The 18,858-nt window shown below is 66.7% G+C and carries 15 protein-coding genes; 10 read left to right on the forward strand and 5 right to left on the reverse strand.

The features are described 5' to 3' along the window. Window positions 1-69: 69 nt before the first annotated feature. From PV734_RS15190 to PV734_RS15200, 3 genes are all read left to right on the forward strand, one after another. Window positions 70-2,367 (forward strand): glycoside hydrolase family 3 N-terminal domain-containing protein, encoded by a 2,298-nt coding sequence (locus PV734_RS15190; protein ID WP_319289913.1) that lies wholly within the window; start codon window positions 70-72, stop codon window positions 2,365-2,367. Window positions 2,368-2,489: 122 nt separating this feature from the next. Next, the gene (locus tag PV734_RS15195) at window positions 2,490-3,941 is read left to right on the forward strand and encodes a glycoside hydrolase family 32 protein (protein WP_319289834.1); all 1,452 of its coding nucleotides are present in this window, start codon (window positions 2,490-2,492) and stop codon (window positions 3,939-3,941) included. 262 nt (window positions 3,942-4,203) lie between these two features. Next, window positions 4,204-7,005 (forward strand): discoidin domain-containing protein, encoded by a 2,802-nt coding sequence (locus PV734_RS15200; RefSeq protein WP_319289836.1) that lies wholly within the window; start codon window positions 4,204-4,206, stop codon window positions 7,003-7,005. Window positions 7,006-7,413: 408 nt separating this feature from the next. Here the strand turns inward: PV734_RS15200 and PV734_RS15205 are convergent, their stop codons facing one another. The 4 genes from PV734_RS15205 to PV734_RS15220 are packed head-to-tail and all read right to left on the reverse strand — an operon-like array spanning window position 7,414 to window position 10,439. Next, window positions 7,414-7,959: a flavoprotein gene (locus PV734_RS15205; protein WP_319090591.1), complete on the reverse strand. Its 546-nt coding sequence runs from the start codon at window positions 7,957-7,959 to the stop codon at window positions 7,414-7,416. Beyond that, window positions 7,956-8,681 carry a WbqC family protein gene (locus PV734_RS15210; RefSeq protein WP_319090592.1) on the reverse strand — a complete coding sequence of 242 codons (726 nt, stop codon included), beginning with the start codon at window positions 8,679-8,681 and terminating at the stop codon, window positions 7,956-7,958. The genes PV734_RS15205 and PV734_RS15210 overlap by 4 nt, the downstream gene beginning before the upstream one ends. Before the next feature lie 28 nt (window positions 8,682-8,709). After that, a complete protein-coding gene (locus tag PV734_RS15215) occupies window positions 8,710-9,399 on the reverse strand; it encodes a YdcF family protein (protein WP_319090593.1) in 690 nt (229 codons plus the stop codon). Further along, window positions 9,396-10,439 carry a hypothetical protein gene (locus PV734_RS15220; RefSeq protein WP_319289838.1) on the reverse strand — a complete coding sequence of 348 codons (1,044 nt, stop codon included), beginning with the start codon at window positions 10,437-10,439 and terminating at the stop codon, window positions 9,396-9,398. The genes PV734_RS15215 and PV734_RS15220 overlap by 4 nt, the downstream gene beginning before the upstream one ends. 120 nt (window positions 10,440-10,559) lie before the next feature. Here PV734_RS15220 and PV734_RS15225 point away from each other — a divergent pair, with 120 nt between their 5' ends. The 7 genes from PV734_RS15225 to PV734_RS15255 all read left to right on the forward strand — a co-directional run bounded on the left by PV734_RS15225 (window position 10,560) and on the right by PV734_RS15255 (window position 15,022). Continuing rightward, window positions 10,560-10,976 (forward strand): hypothetical protein, encoded by a 417-nt coding sequence (locus tag PV734_RS15225; RefSeq protein WP_319090595.1) that lies wholly within the window; start codon window positions 10,560-10,562, stop codon window positions 10,974-10,976. After that, window positions 10,976-11,431: a hypothetical protein gene (locus tag PV734_RS15230; RefSeq protein WP_319090596.1), complete on the forward strand. Its 456-nt coding sequence runs from the start codon at window positions 10,976-10,978 to the stop codon at window positions 11,429-11,431. The genes PV734_RS15225 and PV734_RS15230 overlap by 1 nt, the downstream gene beginning before the upstream one ends. 23 nt (window positions 11,432-11,454) lie before the next feature. Further along, window positions 11,455-11,664: a hypothetical protein gene (locus PV734_RS15235; protein ID WP_319090713.1), complete on the forward strand. Its 210-nt coding sequence runs from the start codon at window positions 11,455-11,457 to the stop codon at window positions 11,662-11,664. 285 nt (window positions 11,665-11,949) lie between these two features. Next, the gene (locus PV734_RS15240; protein WP_319090597.1) at window positions 11,950-12,096 is read left to right on the forward strand and encodes a hypothetical protein; all 147 of its coding nucleotides are present in this window, start codon (window positions 11,950-11,952) and stop codon (window positions 12,094-12,096) included. 16 nt (window positions 12,097-12,112) lie between these two features. After that, the gene (locus PV734_RS15245; protein ID WP_319090598.1) at window positions 12,113-13,312 is read left to right on the forward strand and encodes a cupin domain-containing protein; all 1,200 of its coding nucleotides are present in this window, start codon (window positions 12,113-12,115) and stop codon (window positions 13,310-13,312) included. After that, window positions 13,309-14,217: an aldo/keto reductase gene (locus PV734_RS15250; protein ID WP_319289840.1), complete on the forward strand. Its 909-nt coding sequence runs from the start codon at window positions 13,309-13,311 to the stop codon at window positions 14,215-14,217. The genes PV734_RS15245 and PV734_RS15250 overlap by 4 nt, the downstream gene beginning before the upstream one ends. A gap of 19 nt (window positions 14,218-14,236) precedes the next feature. Next, window positions 14,237-15,022 carry a phosphotransferase gene (locus PV734_RS15255; protein ID WP_319090600.1) on the forward strand — a complete coding sequence of 262 codons (786 nt, stop codon included), beginning with the start codon at window positions 14,237-14,239 and terminating at the stop codon, window positions 15,020-15,022. Window positions 15,023-16,307: 1,285 nt separating this feature from the next. Here PV734_RS15255 and PV734_RS15260 read toward each other — a convergent pair. After that, the gene (locus tag PV734_RS15260) at window positions 16,308-18,653 is read right to left on the reverse strand and encodes an ATP-binding protein (RefSeq protein ID WP_319090602.1); all 2,346 of its coding nucleotides are present in this window, start codon (window positions 18,651-18,653) and stop codon (window positions 16,308-16,310) included. Between the last annotated feature and the right edge of the window lie 205 nt (window positions 18,654-18,858).

Below are 18,858 nucleotides of genomic sequence, written 5' to 3' on the forward strand. Positions count from 1 at the left end.
CGCGCGAGGAGGCACTCGCGTCGCCCATCAACTCTCTGATCTGTGACGACTCATCTCTTGGAGAACACCGTGGGACAGCCGGTCCACTCTGCCGTGTACCTGGATCCGGAAGCGGCCGTGGAAGCGAGAACCGAGGACTTGCTGTCCCGGATGACCCTGCCGGAGAAGGTCGGGCAGTTGCTGATGCTCGACGCGCAACACGGGGACCTCGTGGACATCCTGTCGGCCAAGCTGGCCGGGTCCGTTCTGCATGTGACTCCCGAACGGATGCCCGAGGCCATGAAAATGGCCCAGCGGACACGGCTGGGCATTCCGCTGCTGACAGCCGACGACGCCATCCACGGCCACTCGTTCTGGCCCGGCGCGACCATCTTCCCGACACAGCTGGCCATGGCCTGCACCTGGGATCCCGACCTGCTCCACCGGGTGGCCCGCGCGTCCGCGACCGAAATCGCGACGACCGGAATCCACGGGACCTTCTCCCCGGTCCTGTGCATCACCCGGGACCTGCGCTGGGGCCGGATCAACGAGACGTTCGGCGAGGACCCGTTCCTGATCGGTGAACTCGGCGCGGCGATGGTGCGCGGCTATCAGGGCGAAGGCCTCAGCGACCCGACAGCCGTGCTGGCATACGCCAAGCACTTCGCGGGCTACTCCGAAACCATGGGCGGGCGCGACGCCAGCGAAGCCGATCTCAGCCCACGCAAGCTGCGCTCATGGTTCCTGCCCCCGTTCGAGCAAGCCGTTCGGGCCGGCTGCCGCGGCTTCATGCTCGGCTACCAGTCGATCGACGGCGTGCCCATCACCGCGAACCAGTGGCTGATCAACGATGTGCTCAAGGGCGAGTGGGGCTTCACCGGCACGCTGGTGACCGACTGGGACAACGTCGGCCGGATGGTCTACGACCAGCGGACCTGCGCCGACTACGCCGAGGCGGCGGCGGTCGCCGTCAACTCCGGGAACGACCTCATCATGGCCACGCCGCAGTTCTTCGAGGGCGCACAGGAGGCGGTCGCCCGCGGCCTGGTCGACGAGAAACAGATCGATGACGCGGTACGGCGGGTTCTGCGGCTGAAGTTCGAGCTCGGGCTCTTCGAGGACCCCCGCACCCCCGACCCCGAGCGGCAGGCGCAGGTGATCGGCTGCCGCGAACACGCCGACCTCAACCTCGAAACAGCCCGGCGCTCCCTGGTGTTGCTGCGCAACGAGGGGATCCTGCCCCTCGAAGGCGGGCTGACCTCGGACGGAACCGGCCGCGCCACGAGCCAGGACGCACCGCGGACGATCGCGGTCATCGGCCCCAACGCGGACAGCCCGGAAGCCATGCTCGGCGACTGGGCAGGCGCTACCGGCCAGGTCCCGTGGATGCCCGAAGGCCATCCCCGCGAGATGGTGGAGACGGTGCTCGACGGCCTGCGCGCCGTGACACCCGCCGACTGGACCGTCACGCACGCCCGCGGAGCCGACATAGCCAGCCCCGTCGCCGACCCCGGGTGGTCCCTCGGGCCCGACGGCCAGCCACAGCCGCACGCATTCACCCCCGCCCCGGTCGACCAGGCACAGCTTCGAGAGGCCACCGCCGCCGCGCAGGCCGCCGACTACGCCGTCGTGGTCGTGGGAGACACCATCGCCCTCACCGGCGAGGTGCGCTCGACGGCCACGCTCGACCTCCAAGGAGGCCAGATCGCCTTGCTGGACGCGGTCGCCGCCACCGGCACACCCATGATCGTCGTACTCGCCCAGTCCAAGCCGAGCACGCTCCCGGAGTCGGCGCTGAACGCGGCAGCCCTCATCGAGGCGTTCAACCCGGGCATGCGCGGTGGCCGCGCCATCGCCGAACTCCTCCTCGGACTCATCGAACCCGGCGGCCGGCTCCCGCTGTCCTTCGCACGCCACGTCGGACAGCAACCGGTCTTCTACAACCAGGTTCGCGGCCAGCACGGCAACCGCTACGCGGACCTCACGCAGGACCCCCTGTTCGCGTTCGGCGAGGGCCTCACCTACACCACCGTCACCTACTCCGACCTCGTCGTGCACGACCCGGACGTCTCGGCCGACGGCACCGTCGACGCCACGGTGCGCCTCACCAACAGCGGCAGCCGTCCGGCCCTGGAAACGGTCCAGGCGTACGTCAGCGACCTGACCACCAGCGTCACCTGGGCCGAGCAGGAGCTGAAGGGGTTCACCCAGGCCGAGGTCCCTGCCGGCGAAAGCCTGGACGTCACCATCAGCATCCCGGCCACTCACTGCTCACTCGTCACCGCGGACAACCGCCGAGTGGTCGAACCGGGTGAGTTCATGCTCCGCGTCGGCCCCAGCTCACGGCGGGAGCAGCAGCTGAGCGCGGGATTCCGCATCGGGACCTGAAGCCCGTATCCGGACCCGTAGCCCGCATACGGGCTCGAAGACCCCCGCCCCGCCGGCCTGCCGCCCCGCCAAATCGAGGGCCGGCGGGGCGGGTTCCATCTGAAACACCGAAAGGCACGCGTGTGTCCACCACACCCCGCGATCCGCACCGCCCCGTGGCGCACCTGCGGCCGCCCCGCAACTGGATCAACGACCCCAACGGACTGGTCTTCCACGACGGCCACTACCACGTCTTCTACCAGTACAACCCGTCCGGAGCGACCCACGCGAACATGCACTGGGGCCACTTCCGCAGCCCCGACCTGCTGACCTGGGAGCCGTTGCCGATCGCCCTGTCCCCGAACCCCGATGGCGTGGACGCCGACGGCTGCTTCTCCGGCAACGCCGTCTCCGACGGCGACCGGCTGATCGCCTTCTACTCCGCGCACCGCGAGGACCGCTCGTTCCAGCACCAGCCGGTCACCTGCGCCGTTTCCCACGACGGCGGCAACAGCTTCCGCCCGCGCGGCGAACTGCTCATCCCCGAGGTGCCCGAGGGCTGCACCATGTACCGCGACCCGTACGTCTGGCAGGACGGCGACGGCTGGCGGATGCTGGTCGGCGCCGCCCTCGCGGACGGCCGTGCCGCCGTCCTTCTCTACGACTCACCCGACCTGGAGAACTGGACCTACCGGGGGCCCTTCGCCACCCGTCACCCAGAGCCCGTCGGCGGCACCGAGGAGCTCACCGGCGATGGCTGGGAGTGCCCCCAGTACCTCCCGGCGGTCGGCGGACCCGGCGCCCTCATGTTCAGCACCTGGACCGAACCCACCGGCCCGATGCGCGTCGCAGCCCTGATCGGTGAAGAGCACGACGGTCGGTTCAAGGGCGGCTCACCGGTGTGGGTGGACCACGGCCCCGACTGCTACGCGCCCGCCCTGCTGCGGGCACCGGGCGACCGGTGGCTGCTGTGGGGCTGGTCGTGGGAAGCCCGCGACGAAGCCTGGGCCGTCGCGGACGGATGGGCCGGGGTCCTCACCCTGCCCCGCGAGATCCACGTCCACGACGACGGCACACTGCGCCAGCGGCCCGCCACCGAACTGCTCGCCCTGCGCGGCGAGCACACCATCCACGCCGAAGGCGCGACGCACGGCCCGCAGCCGGTGGACCTCGGCAGCGTGGGCCGCGCCTTCGACCTGACGGCCCGTCTGGAGCCGGCCGGAAACGCCGGTCTGCGGCTGCTCACCACCCCGGACGGCTCCGAGTACCTCGACATCCGCCTTGATGCCGATGCGGGCGAACTGGTCGTCGACCGCGACCACGCCTCACTGGACCCCCGGGCCCGCGGCGGCTCCTACCGGATGCCCTGCCCCTCTGGTCAGCCGGTCGACCTGCGCGTGGTCGTCGACCACTCCATCGCCGAAATCTTCCTGACCACCACCGGCCAGGTCCTCACCCTGCGCTTCTACCCCACAGGGCAGAGCCCGTGGCGCCTTCAGGCCCGCAGCGCACCGGGTACGCGCCTCGGCTTCGCGGTCGACGCGTGGGAGCTGCACCCGCTCGTGATCAAGGAGCCGAGCACCGGCACCGCATAGCTGGCACCGCAGAGCCGGCGCCGGCGTCGCCGTAGAACCGATTCCAACCGGTCGATCCCCCACTTCGGCAATGTGTCCCTCCCCCTCTCCCAAGTACTGACCACGCAGGTCCGAAGGAGGATCTTCCATGAGCTCATACGGTCTCGGCCGACGCCAGTTCCTGGCCACCGCCGTCGGTGTCGCCGCCGCCTGGACCTCGGTTTCCGGGAACGCCATCGCCTCCCCGCAACCGAAGCAGGCCGCACGTGGCAATTCCGTCCGTGTGTGGCTGACGGACGTATCGGCCGACAAGTGGGTCGCCGGCCAGGACGATGTGCTGTTCAAGGCGAAGAGAACGGCCAACCCGCTCACGATCAAGATCGACGACAGCGTCAAATACCAGAAGGTCCAAGGCTTCGGTGCGGCCATGACCGACTCCTCCGCCTGGCTCATCGACAAGCTGTCCACCGCCGAGCGGACCAAGCTGATGAAGAAGCTGTTCGATCCCTCGAAGGGAATCGGCCTCAGCCTGCTCCGCTCCCCGATGGGCGCCACGGATTTCAACGCGTCCGGGAACTACTCCTACGACGACATGCCCGCCGGCCAATCGGACCCGACGCTGTCCGACTTCTCCATCCAGCACGACGTGCCGTACATCATTCCGGCCTTGCGGCAGGCCCTCTCACTCAACCCGTCCATCAAGATCATGGCCAACCCGTGGAGCCCGCCAGGCTGGATGAAGACCTCCGACTCCATGATCGGAGGCACCCTCAAGAGCGAGTACACGTCCGCGCTGGCCACCTACTTCGTCAAGTTCATACAGGCCTGTGGTGAAGCCGGCGTGCCCATCTCCTACATCTCCCCGCAGAACGAACCCATGGGTACGCCCACCTGGCCCGGGATGTTCCTGTCCGCGTACCAGGAAGCCGAGTTGATCCAGGAGATCGGCAAGGCGTTCGAAGCCAACGGAATCTCCACGAAGATCCTGGCCTGGGACCACAACTGGGACGTGCCCTCGTATCCGGAGACGATCTTCAGCGACCCCGCGGCCTCCAAGTACACCGCGGGAACCGGATGGCACATCTACAGCGGCGACCCGAAGTACCAGTCAGTGGTCCACAACGACTACCCGAGCAAGGAAACGTTCATCACAGAGGCCACTGGAGGCGTTTGGCAGGACAGCGACCAGACGGCGTTCAGTGAAGCGCTGGGTACGTGGATCATCAACGGCACACGCAACTGGGCGAACGGGGTGATGCTGTGGAACATCGCACTCGACCCCGATCGGGGCCCGCTCAACAGTGACACCGCCGGTATACCCATGCTGCGTGGCTTGCTCACGATCGACCCGGCCGACGGGCAGGTGACCTACAACGTGGACTACCACGCCCTCGCTCACGCCAGCAGGTTCGTCAGGCCCGGAGCACGCCGGATCTACTCGAACACCTTCGGCGAAGGCAGCATAGAGAACGTCGCGTTCCAGAACCCGGACGGATCGAAGGTCCTGATCGCGCACAACACGGGAAGCGCGGCGAAGACCTTCAGCGTCGCGGACGGGACACACTCGTTCGACTACACCCTGAACGCCGGCGACGCCGTCACCTTCACGTACTCCGGGCCTGCGCAGAGCGGGCGTACCCCCGCTGCGACCAAGGTCTCGGACCCGACACACGACTTCACCTTCAAGTCGGCATCCGGCCCGGTCACCGTCACGTACGACCCGGCACTGCTGCCCTACCAGAACTCCATCCGCACCGGAAACAAGCTGCTCACGTACTCCCTGCCGATCGGAGCTTCCGTCGGGACGACGGGAAGGGCGCTGAGCCGCAGCAAGTGGACCGCCACGGCTTCGGCGCAGGCGGACTGGGGTGTGGCCGCGAACGCGATCGACGGCGACATCGACACGCGGTGGAATCTCGGGCACGGGCCCACGAGCGGCGACTGGTTCCAGATCGACCTGGGGAGCCCTACGAGCTTCAACAAAATCGTCATCGACACCGGCGTGAACAACTCGTTCGACTACGTCACCAAGTATCAGATCTACGTTTCGGACGACGGTGCCGACTGGGGCAGCGCGATTGCGAGCGGCAGCGGAGGCATCGGCAAGATAGCCGTCACATTGCCGACCCGAACGGCACAGCACATTCGCGTCGTCAGTACTGCGGCCTCCGGCTTCTGGTGGGGCGTCGCCGACATCGAGGTGTACGGGTCCGCACGTGGAACCGGCTCGATCACAGCTCCGGCAGCGGTATCGAACGGCCTCCAGCTGAAGAACTGGACCAGCAAGGAAGGGGAGCAGGTCACCGCGGTATTCAACGGGACCACCGACAGCAAGAGCTTCAAGATATCCACCGACGGGTCGTACACCTATACGCTGCCGGGCGGCACCTCGGCGATGTTCACGACCAAGAAACTGTCGAGCTTCCCATCGCCGACGTTCAGCGATCTGAAGCCGCAACAAGGCATGCCGCGCTCCAAGTTCACGATTCGCGGCTCTGGTTTCGGCGATGCGCAGGGGCTGGGCACGGTGTATTTCGGATCGAGCTATGCCGAAATAGACACCTGGTCGGACACCAGCATCAGCGCCTACGTTCCGAAGGGACTTCCGGCGGGGAAGGTCACGGTTTCCGTGAAGGGAACCAGCGGAGCAGACGCTGGTGGATCATCGTTCGACATCATCGATCCAGGTCCTGCCCTGCCCCGGACGAGCTGGACCGCAAAGGCTTCGGACGCAAGCCAGTGGGATGCGCCCGGAAACATGCTCGACGGCAATTCCGACACCCGGTACAGCTCCGGAACAGGGCAGTACAACGGCCTCTGGATCCAGGTGGACATGGGGCAGACGCAGACCTTCGACAAGATCGTGCTGGATGTCGGCGGCAGTGTCAGCGACTACGCGCGGAGTGCAGACGTGTACGTGTCCACGGATGGAACCGACTGGACCAAGGTCACGTCCGTAGCGGACGGCCAACGAGTCCACCTGATCTCCTTCCCGACGCAGACAGCTCGCTACATCAAGGTCGTCAACACCGGCAACGTTGCGCGTAGCTGGTGGTCAGTCGCGGAATTCAACGTCTACAACTAACCTCGGGCTTTCATGCAGGGCGACCGTTGGCCCTGCCCCCGGCGTAGAGGAAGTGCCTCTGGTCGGCGGGAACAGGGAGTGTCGATGTCCTTGTTCCCGCCGACGAGGCACTTCCAGGGCACATGAGCCTGGGAAACGGCACTGAACCGTGAGAACTACGGAGCGGTGTTTTCCCAATTCAGCGCACGTTTCCCTGCAAAACCCCAGGTCAGTCCGACGCCGCTCCCATTCGCTGCACGAGTGGCAGGACTTCAGCCATCGGTTGCATGAGGCGGGGCATCAGCCTTATTGCCTTGTGTGGCCGTGAGCTGAGGTCTCGATGATGTTGCTGCCGAAGGTGAGACGGCCGACGTTGGCCGCGCAGAGTCGTGGATCCCTCCGGAGTCCTCGAAGGGACGGCGGCGCTGATTACGCCCGCGTGGACAGCCGGGGAGCGAGAAGTTCCAGCACCTCCTCCCAGCGGAAGCGGTCTGCCCCACCGCCGGCCTTCGGTCGGTGAGGTTCGTACGAGCCGATCAGGACTCCCATCTCGCGCAGTCGTTCCAGGCTCTGCCGGTACGCTGGGTGGGCGGCCTGGGCCGAGTTCAGGTACGGCAGCACGGCGACCGGTACACCCATGGCGGGTGCTTCGCACAGGATGCCCAGTGCGAGATTGTCGGAGATCCCGGCGGCCCATTTGTTGACGGTGTTGAAGCTGGCCGGGGCGACCGCGATCGCATCCGCGGGCCGAATCGGGCGCGGTTCTCCCGGTGATCGCCAGGCCGAGCGGATGAGGCGGCCGGTCTGCGCCTCGACCGCCTCCACGTCGAGGAAACCGAGCCCTTGCGGGGTGGCGACGACGCCGACGTCCCAGTGCCGCTCGTGCGCTGCAGTGATCAGCTTGCCGACGTCGGTGGCAACACCGGCCGCGCAGGCCACGATCTGGAGAAACGGCTTGTCGGGCTGATCACTCACGCGTTGTCTCCAAGGTGGCGATCTGCTCGTTCGGCAGTCAGTCTGATCGCCAGTTCACTCGGGCCGGTCGCGCTCAACGCCCAGAGGCTGCTGACCCGTCGGGCCCACTGCCAGACCGGGTCGCCTGCATCCACAGGGGTGTGGAAAGGCACAACGGTGATGCCATGGGCGGCGAACGGCTGGTAGTCGAGATAGCGCAGGCCGCCGGTGCCACACAGGTAGTAGTTGCTGCCGGTGGCCACGGCGAGGTCGGCCAGTCGCTCGGACCGGCCCTGACGGGTCGGGATGTCGCTGCTTTCCAGCACTTCACCATTCCAGCCGAGAACGGTGAGCAGGGCGAGGGTCGATGTCCTCGCGAGGTCCGCCACACGGTCCGTGTTCTCGAACCGATCGAGGACCACGTCCAGGACCTCACTCACCGCAGGCCAGTAGCGGCTACGACCGTAGTACTGGCGAATGAGCAGGCTGACTGTTCGGCGAGACCGGCGCGGCTCGACGAGCAACGCCTGGTTGACGAGCGTCGGGCGTCCGTTGGACAGGTGCGTGGGGAGCGTGAGCCACTGCTGCCTGCTCGGGTCGTCGAGAGCCGCGAGCCGGGCGCGGTGCTGGTAGTCCCGGCGAACGAACTGAACATCGTCGAGGACGATCCACCGGTCCGCGGCGAACAGCTTGGCCAGCGTGGACAGCCGAGGAAACAGGTTCGGCTGGTGGATCGCGCACACCCCGCCGCTCGCCTCGAGTCGACGTATGTCAGCTGTTGATGAGTCGGCTGTCGAAGCCGGCGCCCAGGAGGCGCTCGTAAGCGTCATGCACATCCCCCGGTACGTTCTGCTCGACGGCGAAGCCGAGCTTCGGGTACTCGATCACCCGTTGCAGGTCCCCGACGAGCATGTCGACGACGAGCTTCTCGTCGCCGATGGACTTGATGTAGTCGTCCAACTCCAGCGGCTCGGAGGCGCAGACCACCTCGGCCTCGGGCCACAGCTTGCGGCAGGTCGCGTACGAGCGGCGTTCCATGTACGGCTTGGAGATCAGTAGCAGCGACTCCACCTCCACGCCCGCCTCCGCCAGCAACTCCCGGGAGAAGGTGATGTTCTGGCCGGTGTTCGCCGCCTTCGACTCGACCAGGATCGCCTCGTCCGGAACGCCCAGGGCGAGCGCATGCTCGCGGTAGTGGACGGCCTCGCCGCGCGGGAAGCGGGCACGGGTGGTGGGGCTGTTGCCGCCGCTGAACACCACGACAGGGAAGAGTCCGGCGCGGTAGAGGTCGGCGGCCGTGGTGGCCACGCCCAGGTCGTGGCTGCCCAGGCCGATCGCCGCCGAGCAGGACCGCTGCTCGTGGCCCATCTGGTGGTAGTTCCAGATCAACGTCGCGTCGTGGAACTGCTCGTCGGTGATCTGGCGCTGCTGGTGCTCCGGCACGTGCACTCCCTGGCTCATCCCTGCTGGCCTCTACGGATGCCCTCGATGCTGCGCAGCTGGTGGCTCAGCCCGAACTGCTGAGCCACTTGTGCCGCCTGATCGAGGACGGACAGCCCATCATTCCGGGTCGCCGCATCCGACAGAAGGATGTGCCCGTACGCGGTGTCCAACCGCACCCGCTGCATCGGAGAGTCGACCGTGCCGGTGGTACGCGCGATCTCGATGTAGTGCAGGGCCTGCTTCAGGTCCCCTGCACCGCGGTGGGCCAGGGCCAGCTTCTGGTGGGCGACCGACCAGTCCTCCGGCTCGCCGAGGTCCTCGAACGCTCGAGTGGCGGCCGCCATCACGTTGGTGGCGTACTCGTTGTCGCCTTCCTTACTCAGGGCCGTACCCACCCAGAGCTGGGCCCTGGCGCGGTCGCGAGGGCTCAGGCGCTCGTCGGTGGCGAGGAGTTCGTAGTGGCGGGCGGAGGCTTCGAGTTGGCCGGACATCTCCTGTACGACAGCGAGGGACAGCTCGATCTGCGCCACCCGGCGCGGGATGTCGAGTTCGGTGAACATGCCACGGGCGGTCCGGTAGGAGTGCAGGGCGGAGAGCGGGCCGAGGATCGCGCCCTGGTCCCGCTGAAGGTCACCGAGGAGCACGAGTGAACGGCCGTACAGATAAAGGCCCTTGTCCTCCAGGCGGTGTGGGTCGTGACTCCCCAGCCAGCGGTTCAACAAGGTGGAGGCGAAGGAGAAGTTCTGGCGGCTGACGCAGACCACGGCCCGCTCGATGTCCTCGGTCCAGGTCTCGTAGTCCGCCGGCCTCGCGCTCTTTCGCTCCGGGCACAGCACCGCCTCGAACCGGGCATGGGCGGCGGCATCGGCACGAGCGAGCGCGGTGTCGAGGATCGCCTGCGTATCGGGCCGCGGCTGCGTTTCGGCGCGCAGGCTCTCCCACTTGGCCACCGTACGCAGGGCGACGCCCAGGTGCTCGGCGAAGGCGCGCGTGCTCATCCGCAGGGCAGCGCGCAGAGCGCTCGCCTCCCGGCCTGTCCATTGCTCCACGCTGACCACGGATTACCTCCCCTCCGCCAGGTATGTAAGCACCCTCTGTGACGGAGCAGGGCGAGAAGTGCAACGGAAGTACAACAGCAGGTCATTTCGAGGCCGTTCGCGCCGGCCGACGCTATGGGCATGGACGAGGAACTCATCACGGAACGCCGCCCGGTCACCGGCCCACACGTCTTCGGCTACATACGCCACGTCACCGGTGGACAGGCCCGCCACGCGGCGTTGGTCGACTGCCTCACCGAGTACTGCCGACGGCACGAACTGACCCTGTGCGGGGTCTTCACCGACCGCGAGGCGACTGTGACCGTCTGCTCCCCCGCCTTCGTCGGCCTCCTCGACGCCCTGGAACTCCCCGACACCTACGGCACCGTGATCCCCGTCCTCAGCCACCTCGGCCCCAAGCGCACCGCCAACGAGCGGAAGCGGCGGATAACCGCGACCGGCACCCGTCTGATCGTGGTCCGTTCCACCAGGGTGACCCCTGGTCCTTCGCCTTCACTCGGCGCAAGTTCCGACCTCCAACGGCAAGGAGGCACGTGATGTTCCTACGCGAAGCGCTGCGGAGCGCCCTCATGGTCAACGATGTGCCCGGACTGCGCCTGCTCCAGGTCGGCGACTGCTGGGACCTCGTACGGACGCCCGCGGACATCGGCCTCCTGGCCCTGGCTCACCTCCGCGCCACCGGCGCAACGATCGGCCCCGTGCTGTACGACAAGCCCAACGAACGCCTCTACTACGCGATCAGGACCGGCACCCTCGGCATTTGGGACGACCTGCCCGTGCGGCATCTCTCCAGCAACTCTTGGCTGGTAGCCCCTGGCCTTGAGCTGATGGACGACTGGTTCGGCGGCTGGTGCGAGCTGCCCGACGACAACACCCTCACGGACGTCGACACCCTCCGCGCCGCACTGTCCAATCCGTACGTCCTCGCCGGCCAGGAGGAGCCCTCCGGCGCCTGTCGCAGACAGACCGAGTTCGAAGAGGCAGGCCGGTGAATACGCGCGCAGTCATCTGCCACATGGAGTGGACCATCCAGCCCGACCGGGAGCCGGATGCGGAGCCGACCATGTACGCGATGCAATGCGCCGTCTGCGGCGAGACCTCCCCGCCCAGCGTCGACTTCGCCGAACCGCAGGACTGGGTGTTCGGGCACGGCGGCCGCAACCCCTCACATCACACATACCGCGAGATCATCACCCGACCGTGGCGAGCCTGGTGGAAGCCGTGACAGGCCACGTCGTGAGCTGCCTGGCGCGGTACACCGGCCCGCTTCCGACCACGCTGATTGCGGCTTCGTGATCGGTGTCGCGGTCTCCACCGCCCCGGCCGGCCCCTGAGTTCCCGTCCCTGCCGGACGTAGCCGATCGAGAGGTTCCCCCCACCCGATAAGCCCCGGCAGGGGCGGGTTGCAAGCCCGTCCCGGGCGGATCAACCGCCCGAGTCCATGGACAGGTCAAACGCCGTCCGGGACGGGTCTGCAATGCCGTTTCATCCCCGAACCCCAGGAGGAGCAATGCCGAACAACACCGCCACCACCCCGGCGACCGGACCGGCCCAGGCCGGACTGGTCAAGGCACGCCGCCGCATCCAGGCCGCCCGCGAGCGGGGCGTCACCCCGTCCGACGGCGGCAGCACCGGCCGTACCGACGGCAACGACTGACCCAGGAGGAGAAGCGTTGTCGCCGCTGAATCTGGCGGCTCACCTGGGCCAGGACGAGTTCCTGGCCCAGGTGCTCCACCGCCACTATCGCCACATCCCGTCCGCCGTCCCGAACCCGGGCGAGCTGATCACCTGGGACGACGTGAACACCATCCTGGCGACCCACCGCCTGGAGCCGCCCCGCTTCCGCCTGTCCACCGACGGGGAGATGCTGCCCGCCCACCGCTACACCGCGCCCGTCACCACCCGCCGGCACACCGTCTGGCAGCGCCTGCACCCCGCCGAACTCCACGCCCGGCTCGCCGAGGGCGCCTCCCTGGTCATCGACGCCGTCGACGAACTCCACCCACCCATCGGCCGCGCCGCCATGGAACTGGAGCAGTGGCTGCGCACCGGCGTGCAGACCAACCTGTATGCGTCCTTCACCGCACGCGAGGGCTTCGGCGTGCACTGGGACGACCACGACGTCGTCGTCATCCAGATCGACGGCGCCAAACGCTGGAAGCTGTACGGCCCCACTCGTACCGCTCCCATGTACAAGGACACCGACGAACCCGAACCGCCGCCGGAGGAACCGGTCGCGGAACTGGTCCTGCGCCCAGGGGACATGCTCTATCTCTCGCGCGGCTGGTGGCACTCGGTAGCCGCCTCCGAAGGCGAGCACTCCCTCCACCTCACCTTCGGCATCCAGGCCACCACCGGCGCCCAACTCCTGTCCTGGCTCGCCGACGACCTACGCCGCCACGACATCCTGCGCGAGGACCTGCCCGTACACGCCACCGCGGCGCAACAGGCCACGTACCTGGAACGACTGCGCAGGGAAGTCACCACCGCCCTAGAAGACCCCGGGTTGCTCGGCCGCTACACGGCGATGCGCGACAGCACCGACCTCACCCGCCTCCGCCCCAGCCTTCCTCACATCACCGGGCTCCTCCCCGCAGACCCGGACATCCGCATCCGGCTGACCAGCAGTCGCGCGCAGATAAGCCCCGCACCGGACGGGGACGGAGTGATCTTCCGAGCCTGCGACAACGAATGGGAGTTGGCCAAGGAGGCCCTGCCTCTGATTCAGCTCCTGACGTCCGCCGCACCCGGCACCGTCTCCGTCGGCGAGCTGGTCGCGGCAACCGGAATCCCCATCGCGGACGTGACGGCCGTCGTTTCCGATCTGGTGAACGGCCAAGCAGCCACAGTGGTGCAAGGAGACAGACGGTGACGATCCCATCTCTCGGTCTGGGCACCTACCGCATCCACCCGGCCGCACTGCCCGACGCCGTCATCCGCGCAGCCACCGACCCGACCACCGCATGGATCGACACAGCGCCCAACTACCTCAGCGGACAAGCCCAGTCACTGCTCGCCCCCGTTCTCACCCAGCACCGCGTCGCGGTCTCCACCAAGGTCGGATTCCTCACCGACCGAGCCATCAAGGACGCCGTCGCCGACGGAGCCCTCACCACAGACGCCGCCGAACACGGACACTGTCTGAGCACCCCGTACGTCCACTGGCAGTGCTCCCGCAACCGCACCGAACTCGGCCGCGACCACGTGGACCTCGTCTTCGCACACAACCCCGAGCGCGCTGACGGCGACCCGTACGAATCCCTGCGCGACGCCTTCACCGCCCTGGAAGCAGAAGCGGCAGCAGGCACCCTGAGCGCGTACGGCGTCGCCACCTGGGAAGGCTTCGACACCGGCGCCCTGAGCATCCCCTCCCTGCACCAACTGGCTGCCGAAGCCGCCGGCACGGAACACCATCACCTGCGAGCCGTCCAACTGCCCGTATCCCTCGTCACCGCCACCACGTTCGCCCAAGCCCTGGACGGAAAGGGTCCCATCGCCCAGGCAGCCGAACTCGGATGGCAGGTGTACGCCTCAGCGCCCCTGTTCGGCGGGGAACTTCCCCACCTGGCCACACCCGAACTCACCGCACTCCTCAGCCCGGATCTCACCGTCCCCCAGGCATGCCTCCTCGCCACGGCCTCCTGTCCGGGAGTGACGCGGATCCTGCTCTCCACCTCCACCCCGGCACACTGGGCCGAGGCACAAGCGGCTCTGCGAAGCCCGCCCATCCCGGTCCCCACGCTGCGAAAGGTGCTGGATGTACTCGCCGCCGACTGACGCCGCCGACCAACAGCGCATGCACCGAGCATTCGTCCAGGCCGCGCAGACGCTGAACACCACGGTCGTCGGTCCGGAGGTCTGGGGCTGGTACGGCCGCACCCTCAGCAGCCGCGTCCAGCACCCGGACCGCGGAGTCTGCTGGCTGAGGCTGCTCTCGGCACCCGAGGACAAGGCGGCCGGGAAGATCTGGGAGGGCAACGGCCGGGCCGCCGCCCTGTTCGACCGGCACGTCCGCAAACCGCTGCTGTACGACACCTCGGACACGAGCAGCGACGGCCACGCCTACCGCGCGGACCTGCACCAGTACGTCACCGAGCCCGCTGTCTCCCCGAGCCCGGTCCTGCACACGGATCCCGATCCGCCGGTCTCGTGGTGGGACTCGCTCCGAGCGAACCTGGACTACGTGAGCAGGGTCCCGACGGACCGCGTGGCCGTACGCCAGGAGTGGGTGGACCGCACCGTGCCCCGCTTCCTCAACATGCCCGGCCCCAGGATCACGGACTGGACGACAGCCCACGGAGACCTGCACACCGCCAACCTCACCGACACCACCCCCTACGTCCTCGACTGGGAAGGCTTCGGCCAGGCGCCGGCCGGCTACGACGCGGCCATGCTGTTGGCGTACTCCCTGCTCGTGCCCAGATTCACCCAACGCGTCCGCGAGACCTTTCCCGTACTCAAGACAGAGCCCGGACGCGTCGCACAGATCATCGTCATCACCGAGTTGCTGCAGTCAGCCTCGCGTGGAGACCACCCCGAATTGGTCCCCACGCTCCGAGCCCTGGGCGCGGAGCTTGCTTGACGAGTCTTCGAAGTTGAGCGGTGCAGCATCGACGCGCCCTGACTAGCCGTCAGAATCTGTGGTGAATGGGGTGGTTGTCAGTTCTGAACGCAGGACAACCCGTGGTCCTGATTGATCTTTTCTGTTCTCCATGCAGAAGGACCACCACCGGGGAGCCACGGGCTTGGTCAGCCATCCGGCATTGGGCGAGATTCTTCGGCGACGCAGATGTCGTCGCCCATGTCGTGTCGGGCCTGGGTCCGGCGATCGTCGGCCCCAATGAAGAGGACGAAGTCCTGCAGCGTCGTCGTCCTCTTCAGGGGCCAAGGCCGTTCTGGGAGGCGGTGCGTCGTGGTGCGTGTGCTGGACTGTCCCGGTGGCTTTCTCTCCTTAAAGTGAGAGGCAGTCGGCGAAAGCAGCGCTCGCTGCGATGGCCGGTCAGTGCCTGCGCAGGCCAGCGCCTCGGTGTCGCCGAGTTGCATAGGCAGCTGCCGCAACAAGGGAGGCACAAGCCAGGCCCGCGCCCAGGGCCCGTTCGAAATCGGCCGGGCTGGTGTTGCCGCCGATGCCACCCTGAACCCCGCGGGTGGGGAGAGGCGTGGCCGTCGTCATACTGGTGCTGCTTCGGTGGGGCAGGACCTCGCAGGCAATGCCATCATCCGGCCCTTGGTCCTCGTCCAGGCGGTGAGGGTCGCTGAGGTCTCGGTTCAGCTGTGCCTGCGCGTCTTCCTGGAAAACGAAGTCGCGGCAGTCCAGATCGGGTTGGGCATGCGCCAGACCCGCCAGGGGGCCGGCAACGAGGGTAATCGCCACCGCGGCGGCGTACGTGGTGCGTATTCGCATCGGGGTTCTTCCGGGCTGCGGGACCATCACCGCGACCCTATGGACATGGCCCCGGCCCGGCGCGTGATGTTGAGCCGAACGGGCACGGATGGGGTTTCGTCCAGAGCAGCAGACTCGCCGCCACGGTCGATCGGCGGTGGCCTGAGACCGCTCGTTCATCGCCACCGGCCCAGCGACACCAAAGAGAAGGCATCAAGCGCGTGATCAAGCTCGTTGCATGGGCTACCCACGGCTACCGCAATCGCGCTACTCAGCGTCTGCGGACACTATGTACCTCCACTCGCGCCGAGCCCGAGGCCACCTCCGCACCGCCTAAATTCGAAGACCCGGTTTTGCACGTCAGACGCGCTACCTCAGTATGAACGCCACGGAAATCTCGCCAGAAGAGCAGACAGTAGACCACTCCAAAAAATCAGACAAGCGGATGGCCCTTGAATTACACCAACGCGGCAGGGGCAGCCAGTTAGGAGTTTATCATTCCCAGCAGGGTCTGAGCATTTTCCGCTTCACCGTCGAGGCCGAGAATCGTATATAGCTGTATGGCTTCTCTCAGGTGACCGACAGCGCTCAAGTGCCGACTCGATTGAATCAGAGTCATGGCCATGGCTACGTGGGTCTGCGCTTGGAGTGCCGAATTTTCGGCCCGCGCGTATGCTGCCACCGCCTGTTGGTAATAAGTGACAGCCCGTTCAGGGTCAACAGTCTTCGACAATTCGGCCCTGATCAGGAGGAGTGTGCCCTGCTGATCAGGTTCGTCGAGAGGGCTGACCATCTCAAACGCGCGCTCGCAGGCAGCGAGGGCCTCCTGGGTTCGGTCCTGCTCGTGGAGTGCCCAGGCCATCGTTCCCAACGCTGTCGCTCCGTTTACGGCGTCATCGAGTTGATGGAAGAGTGAGGCTGATTTTTCTGCAGCTGCGGTGGCCTCGGCATGGTCCTGTAAATCTTGATGGACCAGAGAGATGTTGTTCAGTAGTGCTGCCTGTTCCCGCAAGTCTGCAGCATGCTGCTGGAGTGTCATCGCCTCACGGAGTTTCGGCAGGGCTTCAGCAGGACGCCCTACTTCACGCAGTGCCAGACCGTGGCTATTTAGAACCCTCCCCAGCTCATTCTGATCGTCGAGATCGGTAAATAGTTCGGCCGCTCGAGTGAAGGACGCGAAGGCATCCTCGTAGCGGTCTACTTCTGTGAGGGCGATCCCAAGGTTGTTGCTCGCCTTGGCTTCGCCCAACTTGTCTCCCGTGAGGCGGGCAGTTTCGACAGCGATGGCGGTGACGGCAATGAGGTCGTCGAAGTGTCTGCGTCGGGTCAGGTAGGCGTAGAGGCGTATTGGGAACCCAATGGCGATGTACTGGTGCCCGGCGACGCTGGCGGCCGCTACGGCGGCCGTGAGGTTGGGACGTTCTGCATCCAGCCAAGCAAGAGCTTCATCCCTGGTGGCGAAGGTCGCGGTCGGAAGCGGCCCGCGCGGGCCGCTCAGATGGTCGTCAGCAGCGTCCGTGGTGGCGAAGTAGTACTCCAGCAGCCGCATTTGAGCCTTACGGTACGACTCTGCAGGATGCTCACCACGGCCCTGGCCTAGCTCAACGCCTGCGGCCATTACGGCGGCGGCCTGTTCGCCGACGTAGTCGCGCACGAGGTCGTGCATGGTCCACCGGCCGCCGGTCCGCTCGACCAAGTGGGCCCGGACCAGTTCGCGAAGAGTGGTGCTCACAACCGCAGGGGGCTGGCCGGCGAGGACGGCCACGCCCGCAAGCGAGATATCGGGTCCAGGGTTGAACGCCAGGAGGCGCAACAAGTCGGCCTCCTCGTCCGTGAGGTGACAGTAGGAGAGATCGAAGGAGGCGCGCACGGCGCGATCGCCGTCATCCAGGTAGTCCAGGCTGGAACGAGCCTGGACCAGCGCGGAGGCCACGTCCGCGACAGTCTGTTCGGGCTCAAGAACCAGAAGGGCAGCGACGATCTGCAGGGCCAACGGCAGATAGCCACACAGCCGCGCCACCTCCGCAGCGTTCTCGCCAGCCTCGGCAACACGTTGGTCTGCGGGATCGGCCGTGCGCAGAGCTTGTCGCAGGAGTTCTACCGCCGCTTCAGCATCGAGAACCTTCAAATCGATCAGACGGGCTCCCAGCGTGGGAAGAGTGTGACGGGAGGTCACCAAGACGCGGTGTCGGCGAACACCAGGCACGAGCGGCATGACCTGATCTGGGCGAGAGGCGTTATCGAGGACCAAGAGGAGCGGTTCAGCCTGTTCCGCAAGAAGCGTGCGATAGAGGGAGCACTTCGCATCGGTGGTCGCAGGCAGGTCCGTGTCGCGCATACCGAGGGCTTCGAGGAGAGTAAGGACCGCCTGGTCGGTGGTGACAGGGTTGTCGTCGTAGCCGTGCAGATCGATAAAGAGCACGCCACCGGGAAACCAGCCGTCCCCAGCCGCACGGTGAGCGACGTGCAAGGCGAGCGAGGTTTTACCTATCCCGCCCAGACCAGACACGGCGCAGATCAGCACGGGCAGCTCCGCATCGGAATCCGGATCAATCAGGGGAAGTAGCCGACCCAAGTCGCCTTCCCGGCCCGTGAACACGAGCGGTGCTGCTGGCAGGGACGCGACGGCCGTCCGGACCGGACCAGGGTGATAGTGGTGCTCTACCTTGCCGGTGACGGGGCCGTGGAACGTGCTATCCGACAGGTCGAAGTGGTCACCCTCGTACGTATTCGCCATCAAACACCCCTGTTCCGCCAGGCAAATAATAGCCTCGCCGTTTCGCTTGGACGTGCCGGTCGTCGAAGCGGAAACGCGAAGGGTGTAGCTCACCTGGAGGGACCAGCGGAACTGAGACTGTGAACAGCTCGCTCAGGCGTGACTCAATCGAGATCCAGGCCATCACGCAGATGAACGCGCCGAGGACCGATCAATTCGCGGTTGCGGCGGTGGCCACCGAGGTACTGGAAGGATCACGCGTGAGATGCGAACCCACAGGTCTGCAAGGGCGGTTTAGGTTCCTCCAGACGAGCTACAT

The organism is Streptomyces sp. AK08-02 (assembly GCF_033795085.1).
Classification (GTDB): domain Bacteria; phylum Actinomycetota; class Actinomycetes; order Streptomycetales; family Streptomycetaceae; genus Streptomyces; species Streptomyces echiniscabiei.